The organism is Rhodocytophaga aerolata (genome assembly GCF_030503435.1).
Classification (GTDB): domain Bacteria; phylum Bacteroidota; class Bacteroidia; order Cytophagales; family 172606-1; genus Rhodocytophaga; species Rhodocytophaga aerolata.
This window is the reverse complement of sequence record NZ_JAUKPO010000067.1, coordinates 1-13,119: the sequence shown is the minus strand read 5'-3', so window position 1 is coordinate 13,119 and position 13,119 is coordinate 1. Positions and strand designations below refer to the sequence as shown.

Genomic DNA, 13,119 nt, shown 5'->3' with positions numbered 1-13,119 from the left:
TATAAAAGAAATACACACAACTCAAAGAGTCAAGGTGTGTGTATACATATGTTAGCAGTGATAAAGAGTAGACAAAATGGAAGAATTTTCGTAAATTCGGATAAAACAGATGTCTGACTGATGAAAAAAACACAAATATTAGAAACTATACAGAATATGCCTGATGAATTTTCTGTAGATGAGTTGATTGAAAAATTAATGATTTTGCACAAAATAGAAGAAGGACAACGACAAGTACAACAAGGAAAAGTTTATACAGAAGAAGAAGCCAAGAAAAAATTGGAGAAATGGTTAAAGTAATATGGACTGAACAAGCTATAGATGACTTAACCAATATAGCACAATATAGTAGTGGCTACTCTGAAAAATATGCATCTACTATTGTATCCAAACTTTTCAACAAGACAAATATATTGAAAACGATGCCCAGGATCGGTAGAATGGTGCCAGAAAGAAATAGTGAAACGATAAGAGAATTGATCGAAGGGAACTACCGAATAATTTATGAAATAAGTAGTGAGGACAAAATTGATGTCTTGACAGTCCACCATTCCTCAAAGCCATTAGGAGACATCAAATGAAAAGAAACCACTGCTAACATCAAACCTGCCGACAACCATGCTGCCCACACACAATACCCCACCGAAGCAATGGTATGCGTAGGTTCATGTCCATTGGACAAAATCTGAAGATAAATTGATATTTTTAGTTGTTACTCTTGAAGAAATGTGTGTAATCAACCTGCGATTCCCTCACCACAAAGCCCTTACAAGTATCAAAAGAAACATCGCTTAGCAGATATTTATCAGCTGTATTGGAAAGAGTATCTGAAAAATAAAAACCGCAAATTATATCTGCAAGATTGCCATTTTCATGCTGTCAGCAAAAGTTTGCACTGCCGCACAGGAAAATTAGGCTATCACCTGTTTGCCTGCCAGACGTGTCAGGAAAAGAAATACCTGTATCATTCTTGTAAGCACCGCTTTTGTGGCACGTGTGGAGTCGTGGAAACTTACCGGTGGGCAGAAAAAAGACTCGCTCACTTACTCGACATCAAACATCATCATGTAGTATTCACTCTGCCGGCAGGACTTCGATCTTTAGCCCAAGTTAACTCAAAGTTGATCTATGATTTGTTCTTTCGAGCTACCAGCGAGGTCCTACTGGATTGGTTTAGCTATAAACATGGCATCCAATCTGGTATTGTCAGCGTCTTGCATACAGCCGGCAGTGATCTGAAGTATCATCCCCATCTGCATCTGATCGTCGCTGCCGGGGGCAAGGATCTCCACAGGGGGCAGGTAGTGGAATTACAGGGAGATTACCTGTGCCGGGCGGCTCATTTAAAGCGTAGATTCCGGTGGGTGTTTGAGAAAGGCTTACTTGAGTTGTATGAGCAGAAAAAGCTTGTCCTTCCAGGCACACTCTCTTTAGGCAGAAGGTATTTTCTAAGCTATCTTAAGAAACTCAATGCTACAGACTGGGTGGTGTCTGTGCAGCCATCGCTGTCAGATCGCAAGCAAATCGTTGGCTATGTAGGGCGCTACACCAAACGGGCTTGCCTGAGTGAATCACGTATCAGCCGTATCACAGCAGGGATGGTGAGCTTCTCTTACAAGGATTATAAAAACAGTCTGCCTGGTGAAAAACCTAAGCAAGCCTCCATGTGCTTACCCTATGCTGCTTTCTTGGACCGGCTGCTGCAACATGTGCCAGGGAAAGGTTACCGGATGGTGCGTTACTATGGCTGTTATGCCAATAGAGTAGGTAAACAAGCTCCTGCAGCTACGGCCTCTACTACTTCCATGAGCGAGTGGCAGGGAGCTGATTTCTCCGGCTTTGAATCTCATTGGCAGCAGGTCTATGGCGAGCAGGCTTTGGCCTGTAAAACGTGCCAACAGCCTTATCATTACCAGGGACAATACTTTCCAGGTAAGCCTTCCACAGGGGCCACAATAAGCTATGGATATGGGCAGGCGATCACTACCTGGAACAGTTCCTAAGCCAAACTCTCTATAGATGCCTCACTATACACATTCATTCAACTACTTGTCTATCCCTTGCCCGGGTGTTTACCTGGGTAGGATGGCAACACATTGTCTTTGGGATAAAAAAGGCAGGCTCCATCTCCTAATCAATCTTGCTAACAGGCTACTTACAGGGTCTATAGGGGCAGCAAGCAGAAGATGGGTTGGGCCAAGCAAAGCCAACAACGCCAAAAGTAGGGAGAAGAAAAGAGAAAAAAGATTGAAAATCCCTTACGGTTATTGCCCCTTAGTAGTGGAAAGCTTACCTTTAGAAAGGGGCAGGAATAAAACATAAAAGACTTTATCCAACGCTGGCTAAGCAGGCCATGCCGGGCCACAGCCAAGGGCCACACCTTGACCGAGCACGGCGTTTAGCTACTCGCCATTGCCTGCTATATAAAACATTAAAGGATGAAGGGATTTCTTGTATGCTTGTTATTCATATTTAGTCGGACTGTATGGGCACAAACCTCCTTAGAGACTTCATTACCTACAGATCAAAAGCCGATAAAGATATTAACATTGGGGGGAGTAACAGGAGGATTGCCATCAACCAGTTGTGAAGTGATCATAGGAAAAAAATATGGAATCACCTATAAATACATGCATGGATGTGTACTTACCAAGTGGCGTAAATGGCGGATTAATTCTAATTTCAGGCAAGCCGATAAAAGATTAACCAAACGGATAGGGAAAGATTGGGAGGAAAGATATATGCAGGAAGTGCAAGCTTGTAAACAAGATGAATAAGAACAAGTACAGCAGGCAACACTACACTGAAATCGCCAACCGGCCCTGCCCACCGCATTGCCTAACCGAAGTCGGCACGGTATGCGTCAGTGTATGGTCCATTATGGGCAAATAAAGAAATAGATGAGCGTATTCTTGATTGACAATGCTGACAAAGAAAAGTTAACCGTCATTATTGAGCCGTGGGCGGAAGAGTATTACCTGCGGAAAAATGATACGTTGAAATTGCAACAACCCGACGGATTGAATGGCTACTATCATCTGAATGTGTGGGAGAATGGCGACATTCAAGTATATGTCGAAGGGGAATATGATTATCCAATGGTGACCATAAACGATAAAGAAGCAGAACCATTTAAAGAAAGAGAGTGACATCTGCCCATAACACCAGTCTGGCCGATAACCGGGCCGTCAGCTCTAGGCCTCACCGCAGAGCCGACGCTCTATAGCCCCAGCTTCGAGCCCCGGTATACGGCAGCCTTTGGTTCGTTAGTGCATATTAAGTAAATGAAAATAATAACTTTATTCATATCTGTACTTAGTTTGACATCTTGTATAAAACAAGAAAAGACCTTCATCTCAAATAATAAGTGGTGTCAGTTACAATATCCAGCTAATTGGAGTGTAATTGAAGAGGAAAGCGGAGCTTACTTATTTGTAGATGAAGATAATTGGAAGGGCAACTTTAGGGTTACACCCATGAGGAGGGATGGGCAAGAAATAATTGATATTCAAAGCTCTATTGAAAAAGAAGTCAATAATAATCCGGGTGCGAAGATTGTTAATTTGGGGCAGAAACCAGCTGCTTATTATATAAGCCAAACAGATGAGGGAGACGGTAAAATGATCATTCATAATTGGCTCACAGGTGAAAAGGCTACATTATTCATATGCTCATTCACTGTTGAGGCTGAAAGAAACAATGACCCTGAGCTTGTTGAAGAGTTAGAAAAGTGTAGAAAAGCATTAGCAACGTTAAAATCATTATAAAAGAACATGCACTAACACCCAACTCAAACCGACAACCTGCCCATTCTAAGCACAAATGCACAGCACAAGGGCACGGTTTGCGGGAGTTGTTGAGTCGTTAGGGCCAATTAGAATAAGCAGTGAACAAAGAACAAATTATAATAGGGCAAAAGCGAATTGTTGTCGATAAAGTTAGGACAAGTCAGCTTTATTCCACCTATCCGAAGATAGGTGAAAATTGCTCCTGTAGTGATTGCGCCTATTTTGAGAAGGAAGTGATTAAGCAAGACTTTCCGCTTTTTCATTTGCTACAAGCCTTGGGAGTGGATCTATCTAGACAACCTAATATTGTTCCAGATGGCATTTGCTGTCCAGGAGAAATTAATGATAGAATCATCTACTATGGTTACTACAAAGTAGTAGGTAGTATGGAAGATAATCAGGAGACAATTGAGTGTTATAATAAAGAATTAGGCCCTTATACCAGTTTGACCATTCAGCGGTCAAAGGATCAAGAATTAGTTTTTGAATTTTATATTGAAGCAGAAAATAAAGAGAAATAACTAGGCCCTAACACCAGCTTCGACCGCCAACCAGCCCTTGCTCACCGCAGGGCTACACCGCAGAGGGACTGGTATGCGGGAAGCTTTGTTACATTGTGTGCAAAAGGAATAATTGAATATAAGAACAATGACACTAATACAATTACTTTTAGTGATAGTATTGACAGACACGACTCCTGCTTATGAACAGTTAGCCGTGGATCATTTTTTTGAGAGTTTAGTCTCTCAAAAATATCCAGACTTAAAATCGGTGGAATTGGCAACCAAAACCGACACAAGTATTCACTTTGGCATTGTCTATAACTGTACACAATGGGATGAGAAAACAAAAAAAGAAATATCTACTCTAAGCACTGACGCGCCCAAAGAATTGAAGCTACCTGAGTCAAGCATTCCCATAAAGAATATTAGAGATAGGTCAGGTCGGTTAAAAATATATGTTTCATCGCGAAAAAAGATAGGTGATAGCTATGTCGTAAAGATTATGGCTTATAGAAAGCTTAGGTTTGTTGATCATTTCTTCTATCAATTCGACAATAATGGCAGATTAATTGGAAGCTGTGAACAAAGTGAAATAATATAATCATAAAATTCTGCACACAACATTAGCTAAGCCTATCACCAGGCCGCAGACGCTCAGAGCCAAAGCAGGCCACGGTGCAGGTTAGCCATGTTGCGTTAATTGCCATTAACCGGAGAAAAAAGGAAAAGGCTTTTATTGATTTAGAGCCAAACGACTAGCGCAGCGTAGTCGGTCAGATGAGTAGGCCGAAGCGCAAAACGGCTTTTGCAAGCTGAAGGCAAACTCAGGCTGACTAAGCTTTCAAGGAAAGCAGATTGGCTCTAAAACGAATAAAGATTGGTATTTATTGTGTAGCCTGGCTTGGTGGCCGCTGTTTTTTTCTCCGGCCGTCTTTGGCAGGGGATTGAAAGGAAGAAGGAGCCAAAGACTTTACTTTTCCTGCTTTTTGGGGCTTGCTGCGTCAATGGGAGATTGAATCGACAACAAGCCCTGCGCACCGGTAGGCTCACACACAGGGACTACTCACCGAAAGGCCAAGGCTGGAAAAAAGAAGGAAAAGAACGGGCAACTAACATGCCGCTACTTCGATTTCTATGGTTTAAGCAAGTAATTGTAGCTTTATTTTATCCTATTTTATCTTGACAAGAGAGCAGTAGAAATAGTGTGGAAATATGGATAACTCCCCTTGCTCAAGCCCTTCCAAGAGTTACCCACATTCCCACACTTTAACGACAATAATTCTTTCTAAGAGTTTATCCAGTAGAAGTTGCTTGATAAAAGTAATCAGCACTATACTTGCGATTGTTTTTAACACAGGCAAATATTCGCAAGACCAGCTTGTTTCTAACAGCATTAATGACAGCCATTTTGTTTTTACCTTCCCCTACCTTTCGCGCATAGTAGGCTTTCAATTCTGAGCAGTGTACAATCGCACAAAGGGCTGCCATATGCAGCAAGGTTTTTACCGACTGGTTAGCCATCTTGGATGTTCTGTTTTTGCCTCTGATACTGCTGCCAGAAGAATGCTCATAGGGAACTACACCGGCATAAGCAGCAAACTTTTTACCTTCTTTGATGTCATTAAATTCATTCGTGGAGAGGATGATTTGGGTAGCTGTCATTTGACCTACACCTTTGACAGATGTAACTAGATTGAATAAGTGATTTAGCTTATCATCTGATTTGATAATGTCTTCAATGGCTTTAGTGGCCTTCTTTTCATCTTTAGCTAAAGCAAGCAAGGAAGCTTTGCACAAAGAAGCGAGTTCTTTCATAGAAGTTTTATCTGAGAAATGAGTAGTTTCGACAAGCGCAGTTTTTAATTGATTTTTAGCTTTAATCAACCGATTCCTTAAAGCTACCAAGTATTTCAACTGCTTCATCACCGGACGTGGGGGTTGCCAGAGCGCAAGTGTTTCCCTTTTTAAATAAGCATACATAGCAATGCGTTTCGCATCGATCTTATCATTTTTTCCTCTTTGCAGCCCGGAGGAATATTTTATTTGTATAGCTGCCTGTAAGCAAATATTAGCTTGTAAAGAAGTTAAAGCCTCAAGTATGAAATGGTTATAAATACCGGTATGTTCCATACAAAACAAAGCTTGATTGATCTCAAATTGGGGCAAGTCCTTTAATTTTTTGATAAAACAGGCAATGCCTTTTTGGTTGTTAGCAGTGGTTAGGTGAAATAGTTGATTTCCCATTTGCACTAAAGAAAAATCTAGGGTCTGCTTGGAGATATCAATACCAATGAAATAGATGAACTTTTGCATAAGCAAAGAAATGTTTACATTAGATGGTAAAAAAGAATACAGGATAACCTTTTGAAGACAATCAAGTCCTTAATAATGAGCCTGAGCTAATAGCTGTTTGCTCTAATTTCTATTTGAAGCTTCTTCAAAAACCTGCTCAAGGATTCAATCGAAGGATAGGCCTAGAGCCTGGACAACCGCCTAATGCGCCTTGAGCAGGGTTATCTTTAAATAAAGTTCTTGGAATTTTACAACTATGCAAATCTAAAGGACAACCGGGATGCTTGCGCGCAGAGCTTATTCATGTATCACCGGCTGCGAGTAGCGGCTGGTCTATTAGCACCTATTGAAGGAAATGAAAATAAAGTTGTTAATAATATTATTTGTGGTGGGATTAGGACAGATGTTGAAGGCTCAAGATAACCCAAATCAGATTCGGTATGTCTTGAGTCAAATTGACAATTACGCAGTTGAACTAACTTTTCAATCAAAAATTACTGATGGATTATGTGATTGTTCGGTTGGAAACAAAAAGAAGAACAATAACTGCGCATTATATGCAGTAAAAGTGGAAAAACTTTTATGCTGGTTGGATTCTACCATTTACACCAAAGATGAATTACTCAGTACCAAGCAAATTCTAATCAGAAAAGAACAAGAAGCGCAAATACAACTTGGCGAAAAAGTAATTGTCACGTTGAGCAACACATCCTCTAATGACTATTTGCAACTTCGGTCAATTCTACCGATGGCTTTGGGCAAGGAATATCATTTTATTTCAGTTTTCGCTTATGTTCAGCGTATGACGTGTGGCGGGAAAGAGGTAACATTTAAAAAAGGAAAATGAGATAACAGGTGCTAACACCTAACCCTACAACAACCGCCTTATCCTCAGCAAAAGGCCAAAACACAGAAGGTCGGTGTGTGAGGGTTTGTGGTACATTGGGCGTCATCGAATAAAAAATAAACGAATGGAGCTATCCGAAAAAAATTTAAAGACATTGTTGATTTCAGTTCACCGAGGAATTGAAGAATCAGCTAACAAAACGGCTAATAATATCTTTAATGCTCGGTTAGGAAAACTAATCGATTATCCGCCTAATGGTGGATTGACTGATGAGGAAAAAGAGGCACTTAAAGAACTGAAGGGAAACGAGGATTTGAAAACCGCTTTACGGAAAGTGATTGCCAGCAGCACAGCTAACGCATTTTTTGACTTCTTCAATTTGATTGACGGAACCACAGACCCGGAGCCGGGGACAGGGAAGTGGACCGAAGTATTGATAGTGGATAAGCCGAAAGACTTTGACGAGGACCAAGCTTTCCTGCACGATGAATTTTACGCTACATATTGGGATTGGAAAAAGAAACGAAAGAACAAGAATTGGCAGTTGGACTTGTTGGACGAAGAATAAATAAAAGCAAAAAAGAAATAAAAAAGAATAACGAACGCCCAATCGTGTAGACGGCCCCGCCAGGGTTAGCTGACGGGGAGCGCCTCACACACCACTGTACGTAGGGGTCACCTATACAGCGGTTCGTTAAATTGTGGAGCTACTTTCAAGTAGTAATCAAGCATGGTTTCGTATCCTCTTTTTCTCAGCCGTTCCAGGGTGATAGTGGTGTTAAGTATGGGACTTTGAGCTACTGCCCAGCCTCCCATCCTCGTCCTGCTCCAGGCATAGGCCTGATCTTGAGAAACACCTAAGCGGATGAAGTTCTTTCTTCGCCGTTCAGGTTTCTTCCAATCATGCCAGATACAATACCGGAGCCTGTTACGTAGCCAGCCATCCAGGTCTCGGAGTTTGCCATAGATACTCCCTAAACGGAAGTAATTGAGCCATCCTCTTTGCACTTCTTTCAAGGCTTGCATGCGCATATCAAAAGACTTAGGTGTTGTTTTCCTGGTGATGGATTTGAGCTTCTCTTTGAACTTGTGCCAGCTTTTCTCGCTCACTGCCAGTAAGTATTTGCCCCTTTCCCCCTTCTTGAAAGAAGGTATCAGTTTGTAGCCCAGAATTTCAAACTCTTCCGGTTTACGGATGCCGCTCTTTTCCCGGTTGATGATCAGTCCAAGCTTTCCCTCTACGAAGAGAGTTATGTTTTTGGCTGCTCTTTGGGCCAGGTAAGGCGTTTTAGCATAAATGCTTGCATCATCGGCATAGCGCACGTAGCGAAGTTTGTTCTTGTCCAAAAACTTATCCAATTCATGTAAGAAGATATTGGATAGCAAGGGAGAAAGTGGGCTACCTTGCGGAACGCCTTTTCTGCGTTTGGTCAGCTTTCCATCGATGAGGATGGGTGCCCTGAGCCATTTGCGGATCAGCCGTAGGGTAAGTGGGCATTTAACTTTACGGTAGACAAGCTGCAAGAGTAGACAATGGTCTACTTCATCAAAGAAGTTTTGTAGGTCTATATCTAGGATAGCCCTGTAGCCTTCGTGGATGTACTTGTGAGCTTGTTTTACCGCCTGCCCTGCATTACGCTGTGGTCGGAAGCCATAGCTGTGTTCTTTGAAATCAAGCTCGAACAAGGGAGCTATCAGCTGATGGACGGCTTGTTGGAGCCATCTTTCACAGACGGTAGGAATGCCTAAGAGGCGTTTCTTCCCGTTTGCTTTGGGTATTTCTACCCCTAAGATAGGTTGAGGCAGATAACTGCCCGCACATACCGATTCCACTAGCTGCTGCCCGTTTTCTTTCAGGTATGCAGCTAGTGCTTTAACACCCATCCCATCTACGCCTGCTGCCCCTTTATTGGAGAGCACCTGATGGTAGGCTTTGAGTAGATTCTTACGGCTCGTTACTTTCTCAATCATCTTTATTACTACTAATTGCTATTTACTACTTGTAGTTTTCTCTGCTGCATTTAGGGTAGGCTGGCAAACTCAAGGTTTGAACCTCCTGACCGCATTTGCAGCAACTTAACGTTTGGTCCTTGATTGACTTTGTGAGTCCTCTGAGTATACCGTAATCTTGGGCTCAGCTCGTTTCCACCAACTACTACGACCGCTGCTGACTTCTCCTTTGTGTACCAGACACAAAGAGATCTCCCCAGGTAAGAGCACATTCCTTCTTCCGATTCCTGCGGCATCTACCAGATGAATTTTACTGGTTACGGGCTTTGACATGATGTGCTGCCTGACCCAATTCAAGTGGCCTCTTATGCCGTTTCTGTTCGTCAGTACCGGATTTTGCAGTCTCGCTTTCTTCAGTGCATATCTCACGACAAACCACCTTGCGACTTGCTAACAGGCTTCACCAGCTTGCCTGTAAGGGACTTGCACCCTCAGGAATATTATGGTATCTTCGATACCAGGTACCCATACTGGGCACACACATTAGCTAAGCCGGTCAGCACGCCGCCGAAACGCACAGGGCTGACACATGAGGCGATGCCGCCGGTTAGCCATAATCCGTTGTGTGCCATTTAAATGAAAACAAAACTTTTAGTATCTATTATTTTACTGATGTCAATAAGTTGTAGAGGCGTCCATTATCAAAGTGTGAAGGATTTGGCTGAAAAGGAAAGAGTGGAAGCTTGCTGGAATAATTGGAAAGTGGAGTCAACTTCTGATACTTTGCACCTAAAATTGCTCATGCAAGACCAAAAGGGGCGACATGGCTTTGTAAGATGGCCGAATTTTTTCATTGGGCTCGATGCCATGGGTGATACAATTGGCATAGTAGAATATAATACAACCTTTATCTATAAAAGAGGAGATACAATCCAGTTCAAGCCTTCAGCCAAAAAACAATCCCCTGAAGCTTTAGTTGATTCAGAAATGGATTATCCTATATTAAGGGTGTCTAAAAAGAAAAAGGAAAATGACCTGTATTGTTCAGTGAAAAGGATATACTACGGAGAATTGATAAAATGAATTATGGCACACAACATCAAACACGAGCCGACAATTTTGGCACAACTGCACAAACCTAAGCAAGCCAAAAATATGCGGGTGTTCTTATTCCATTGCCTATAATTAAAAATGATAAAGAAACTAATCTTGTTTGTATTCTTAGTTTGTAGTTCTGTGGACATCTACTCACAGAGTTTAACCAATAGTAATTTAATTGCTTATGCTAGGGCAACCCCTGAGAAATATACAAAAGATACTTATTCACTAGCAACTTACCTTCAGGCTGGAGCACAGAATAAAAAAGAGACGGTAGAGCTATTTTTTTATTGGATCGCTCACCATATTGCTTATGATGTAGAGATGTATCAAAGTAGAAATTTTTCAGATGTTACAGTGGTTAGTGCATTAGAAAAACGAAAGATCATCTGTCAAGGGTATGCAGAATTATTTGCTACTTTATGTGAAGATGTAGATATAAACTGTGAAGTTATCCGTGGGTATGGGAAAGGATTTAGTTATACAGGAAAAAAAGAAAGAGACACTAATCATGCGTGGAATGCGGTAAAAATAGATAATCAATGGTATCTACTCGATGTCACTTGGGGAAGTGGCCATGCTGTGATGGAAGAGAATCAAATGAAATATGTTCAAGAACTGAATCTTAGATATTTGTTTACCAAACCTGAAAAGTTTGTACTTAATCATCTACCCCAAGATGCAAAATGGCAATTATTGAGCAAACTTGTTTCTGAAGAACAATTTTATAGTACTGATTTCGAAGTAGAGAGACTGAACAGTTATGCCGAAGATGAACACTAAAAGAATAAAATACTACAGGCAACACCACATAATTTCGACAACCGGGGTACTAACACACAAATCTACACCTTGAACCCTCAGTATGCGATTATGTTTGGTCCATTTCGGTCTATTAAATAAATGAAGCAGCTTATACTTCTGTTGGTATTGATTACAAACTTGTGCTTAGCTCAAAATAAAGAAGAGAATCAAAGCGAGAAAATTAAATTATTGAATAGGTTTTATATCAATAGAATTGAGAGACTCAAATTTATAAAAGAAAAACCCAAACAAATAATTATCGCATATTCTATAGAAGGAGGCCCAGAATATGAGGAGGTTATTCAGTATTTGCCCCAAGAAAATGAATTGATAGTTTATCAATATTTAAATAACAAAGATAGTATTAAGTCTTATGTGAATAAAATATCAGTAAGTAGTGATAGCTTAAAAAATGAATTTTTAAAATTATGGCTGCATGATAATTTAATTAATATTGAGCCTTTAAAACCATTTTGTGGCAAGCAAACTTGGACACCAAGTACCAGCATCGTTGTAAAAATAAGTGATAAACAAAAGAAAAATTATTTTAGTGTAAGCTATACTGATATGGAGTGTGGTTATGAGAATTTTGAAACATATAAAAAGTTATTAGAGCTGTCAACAGAGACTTTAGACAAATAAAAAAAACCAACTGAGTTTAGCTAATAGAAATTAACACTTCTGAGGGTGATATAAATTAAAAAAGAATGCATGTAACATTAAATACGGACGACAACCCTGGCACAGCCGCACAAAGCTCAGCATTAGCTAGGCGTATGCGAGTATTCATGTTGCGTTATAGTTTATAGAGGAATGATAAGACCGATAGACCAAGTTTTAGAAGATATACAAAAGTTTGAACCGGTTAATAACACTTGGCTGAAACTAGAAGACTTATTGGCAGAATTGTGGGAAACGCAGCAGCCAGAAAAGGGGATAGATGTGATGCTTGGGGTATTGGAGAGGTTTCCGGAAGAAGATGGAGGTGGAGTATTATGGTCAATCGTACACGGATTGGAAAGCCTACCTAACTACGCTGACAAACTACTTAAATCCGTTGAGAAACAGCCTTCCAATTTAGGCTTAATCATGGTTAGCCGAATTGCGAATACAGGCGTAAATGTAATTGGAAACAGGCCCATAAAAGCTATTTTACAACAGGTCTTGCAGCATGAGATGGCAAGTGCTGCCCTTCAAGAAGAAGTGATAGAAATAAATGAAAGGATAAAAAACAGGCTATAACACTTAACCCTGCAACAACCGCCTTATTCTGGGCATAGGCCAAAGCAGAGAAGGCCGGTTTGCGAGGGTTTGTGAGCCGTTAGGCGTAATCGGAAAGTTAATAGCTATGCATTCTGATTTAAATAGTTTAATTGCCGTGTTCGAAAAGATGAAAGCTAATGGTTGGAATACTGAAGATTACCTTAAATGGGGGTTCTTCTTCGTAGATGCTGACAAGCATAAGTTGGAATCTGTGTACGAAGAACTTAGGAGCAGAAATTACACTCTTGTTAATCTTCGTCTCTTAAAAGACCAAAAGTGGCAATTACAAGCGAGTAAAAAGGATAAGCTGACTCCCCAAAAACTGCATCAGAGGAATTTAGCCTTCAATGAGTTAGCAGCTTACTTTGAGGTGGAATTGTATGACGGTTGGGATGTTGGAAAAATAGACTAACAAGTAATTAATAACGAAATGAATACGTCCAACATCGCACAAAGCGCCAACTCTGCCTCTTAAGCGCAATGTCTCACCGAGAGGCAGCAAATGCGTTTGTGTATGTTCATTAGCACCTATTAAAGAATATGAAAGTACAGAAGTTTGGGGAAGAGAGAATCA

At 40.8% G+C, this 13,119-nt stretch carries 18 protein-coding genes; 16 read left to right on the top strand and 2 right to left on the bottom strand.

All coding sequences use genetic code 11. The annotated features are described in order from the left end of the window. Nucleotides 1-120: 120 nt before the first annotated feature. The 8 genes from Q0590_RS35225 (at nt 121) to Q0590_RS35195 (ending at nt 4,892) form a co-directional block, all read left to right on the top strand. Nucleotides 121-300 carry a hypothetical protein gene (locus tag Q0590_RS35225; RefSeq protein WP_302042375.1) on the top strand — a complete coding sequence of 60 codons (180 nt, stop codon included), beginning with the start codon at nt 121-123 and terminating at the stop codon, nt 298-300. After that, the gene (locus Q0590_RS37720) at nt 288-581 is read left to right on the top strand and encodes a type II toxin-antitoxin system RelE/ParE family toxin (RefSeq protein ID WP_366970777.1); all 294 of its coding nucleotides are present in this window, start codon (nt 288-290) and stop codon (nt 579-581) included. The genes Q0590_RS35225 and Q0590_RS37720 overlap by 13 nt, the downstream gene beginning before the upstream one ends. A gap of 147 nt (nt 582-728) precedes the next feature. Next, entirely contained in the window at nt 729-2,003 is a 1,275-nt protein-coding gene (locus Q0590_RS35220) for an IS91 family transposase (RefSeq protein WP_302042374.1), read from the top strand. Between the two features lie 435 nt (nt 2,004-2,438). Further along, a complete protein-coding gene (locus Q0590_RS35215; protein ID WP_302042373.1) occupies nt 2,439-2,777 on the top strand; it encodes an FEKKY domain-containing protein in 339 nt (112 codons plus the stop codon). Between the two features lie 123 nt (nt 2,778-2,900). Then, a complete protein-coding gene (locus tag Q0590_RS35210; RefSeq protein ID WP_302042372.1) occupies nt 2,901-3,149 on the top strand; it encodes a hypothetical protein in 249 nt (82 codons plus the stop codon). A 135-nt stretch (nt 3,150-3,284) separates the two neighbouring features. Then, nucleotides 3,285-3,767, top strand: coding sequence for a DUF3805 domain-containing protein (locus tag Q0590_RS35205; RefSeq protein WP_302042371.1), 483 nt, complete (start codon nt 3,285-3,287; stop codon nt 3,765-3,767). A 119-nt stretch (nt 3,768-3,886) separates the two neighbouring features. Then, nucleotides 3,887-4,309: a hypothetical protein gene (locus tag Q0590_RS35200; protein ID WP_302042370.1), complete on the top strand. Its 423-nt coding sequence runs from the start codon at nt 3,887-3,889 to the stop codon at nt 4,307-4,309. 127 nt (nt 4,310-4,436) lie between these two features. Continuing rightward, the gene (locus tag Q0590_RS35195; protein WP_302042369.1) at nt 4,437-4,892 is read left to right on the top strand and encodes a hypothetical protein; all 456 of its coding nucleotides are present in this window, start codon (nt 4,437-4,439) and stop codon (nt 4,890-4,892) included. A gap of 692 nt (nt 4,893-5,584) precedes the next feature. Here Q0590_RS35195 and Q0590_RS35190 read toward each other — a convergent pair. Next, on the bottom strand, nt 5,585-6,604 hold the full coding sequence (locus tag Q0590_RS35190) for an IS110 family RNA-guided transposase (protein WP_302042368.1): 1,020 nt from the start codon (nt 6,602-6,604) through the stop codon (nt 5,585-5,587). A gap of 334 nt (nt 6,605-6,938) precedes the next feature. Here Q0590_RS35190 and Q0590_RS35185 point away from each other — a divergent pair, with 334 nt between their 5' ends. After that, nucleotides 6,939-7,430, top strand: coding sequence for a hypothetical protein (locus Q0590_RS35185; RefSeq protein ID WP_302042367.1), 492 nt, complete (start codon nt 6,939-6,941; stop codon nt 7,428-7,430). Nucleotides 7,431-7,554: 124 nt separating this feature from the next. Beyond that, on the top strand, nt 7,555-7,998 hold the full coding sequence (locus tag Q0590_RS35180; protein ID WP_302042366.1) for a hypothetical protein: 444 nt from the start codon (nt 7,555-7,557) through the stop codon (nt 7,996-7,998). Nucleotides 7,999-8,105: 107 nt separating this feature from the next. Here Q0590_RS35180 and ltrA read toward each other — a convergent pair whose 3' ends face one another. Beyond that, nucleotides 8,106-9,401: a group II intron reverse transcriptase/maturase gene (gene ltrA / locus Q0590_RS35175; RefSeq protein WP_302042365.1), complete on the bottom strand. Its 1,296-nt coding sequence runs from the start codon at nt 9,399-9,401 to the stop codon at nt 8,106-8,108. 426 nt (nt 9,402-9,827) lie between these two features. Here ltrA and Q0590_RS35170 point away from each other — a divergent pair, with 426 nt between their 5' ends. The 6 genes from Q0590_RS35170 to Q0590_RS35145 all read left to right on the top strand — a co-directional run bounded on the left by Q0590_RS35170 (nt 9,828) and on the right by Q0590_RS35145 (nt 12,957). Beyond that, entirely contained in the window at nt 9,828-10,016 is a 189-nt protein-coding gene (locus Q0590_RS35170; protein WP_302042364.1) for a hypothetical protein, read from the top strand. Further along, the gene (locus Q0590_RS35165; RefSeq protein ID WP_302042363.1) at nt 10,017-10,463 is read left to right on the top strand and encodes a hypothetical protein; all 447 of its coding nucleotides are present in this window, start codon (nt 10,017-10,019) and stop codon (nt 10,461-10,463) included. Between the two features lie 108 nt (nt 10,464-10,571). Further along, the gene (locus tag Q0590_RS35160; protein ID WP_302042362.1) at nt 10,572-11,261 is read left to right on the top strand and encodes a transglutaminase domain-containing protein; all 690 of its coding nucleotides are present in this window, start codon (nt 10,572-10,574) and stop codon (nt 11,259-11,261) included. 120 nt (nt 11,262-11,381) lie between these two features. Further along, nucleotides 11,382-11,924, top strand: coding sequence for a hypothetical protein (locus Q0590_RS35155; protein ID WP_302042361.1), 543 nt, complete (start codon nt 11,382-11,384; stop codon nt 11,922-11,924). 171 nt (nt 11,925-12,095) lie between these two features. After that, on the top strand, nt 12,096-12,524 hold the full coding sequence (locus tag Q0590_RS35150; protein WP_302042360.1) for a hypothetical protein: 429 nt from the start codon (nt 12,096-12,098) through the stop codon (nt 12,522-12,524). A 106-nt stretch (nt 12,525-12,630) separates the two neighbouring features. After that, nucleotides 12,631-12,957 carry a ribonuclease E inhibitor RraB gene (locus tag Q0590_RS35145; RefSeq protein ID WP_302042359.1) on the top strand — a complete coding sequence of 109 codons (327 nt, stop codon included), beginning with the start codon at nt 12,631-12,633 and terminating at the stop codon, nt 12,955-12,957. Nucleotides 12,958-13,119: the final 162 nt, after the last annotated feature.

What these genes read in the sequence shown, in the direction of transcription:
- Q0590_RS35225 (WP_302042375.1), top strand. Translation starts at nt 121, where the DNA reads ATGAAAAAAACACAAATATTAGAAACTATACAGAATATGCCTGATGAA.
- Q0590_RS37720 (WP_366970777.1), top strand. Translation starts at nt 288, where the DNA reads ATGGTTAAAGTAATATGGACTGAACAAGCTATAGATGACTTAACCAAT.
- Q0590_RS35215 (WP_302042373.1), top strand. Translation starts at nt 2,439, where the DNA reads ATGAAGGGATTTCTTGTATGCTTGTTATTCATATTTAGTCGGACTGTA.
- Q0590_RS35210 (WP_302042372.1), top strand. Translation starts at nt 2,901, where the DNA reads ATGAGCGTATTCTTGATTGACAATGCTGACAAAGAAAAGTTAACCGTC.
- Q0590_RS35205 (WP_302042371.1), top strand. Translation starts at nt 3,285, where the DNA reads ATGAAAATAATAACTTTATTCATATCTGTACTTAGTTTGACATCTTGT.
- Q0590_RS35195 (WP_302042369.1), top strand. Translation starts at nt 4,437, where the DNA reads ATGACACTAATACAATTACTTTTAGTGATAGTATTGACAGACACGACT.
- Q0590_RS35190 (WP_302042368.1), bottom strand. Translation starts at nt 6,604, where the DNA reads ATGCAAAAGTTCATCTATTTCATTGGTATTGATATCTCCAAGCAGACC.
- Q0590_RS35185 (WP_302042367.1), top strand. Translation starts at nt 6,939, where the DNA reads ATGAAAATAAAGTTGTTAATAATATTATTTGTGGTGGGATTAGGACAG.
- Q0590_RS35180 (WP_302042366.1), top strand. Translation starts at nt 7,555, where the DNA reads ATGGAGCTATCCGAAAAAAATTTAAAGACATTGTTGATTTCAGTTCAC.
- ltrA (WP_302042365.1), bottom strand. Translation starts at nt 9,401, where the DNA reads ATGATTGAGAAAGTAACGAGCCGTAAGAATCTACTCAAAGCCTACCAT.
- Q0590_RS35165 (WP_302042363.1), top strand. Translation starts at nt 10,017, where the DNA reads ATGAAAACAAAACTTTTAGTATCTATTATTTTACTGATGTCAATAAGT.
- Q0590_RS35160 (WP_302042362.1), top strand. Translation starts at nt 10,572, where the DNA reads ATGATAAAGAAACTAATCTTGTTTGTATTCTTAGTTTGTAGTTCTGTG.
- Q0590_RS35155 (WP_302042361.1), top strand. Translation starts at nt 11,382, where the DNA reads ATGAAGCAGCTTATACTTCTGTTGGTATTGATTACAAACTTGTGCTTA.
- Q0590_RS35150 (WP_302042360.1), top strand. Translation starts at nt 12,096, where the DNA reads ATGATAAGACCGATAGACCAAGTTTTAGAAGATATACAAAAGTTTGAA.
- Q0590_RS35145 (WP_302042359.1), top strand. Translation starts at nt 12,631, where the DNA reads ATGCATTCTGATTTAAATAGTTTAATTGCCGTGTTCGAAAAGATGAAA.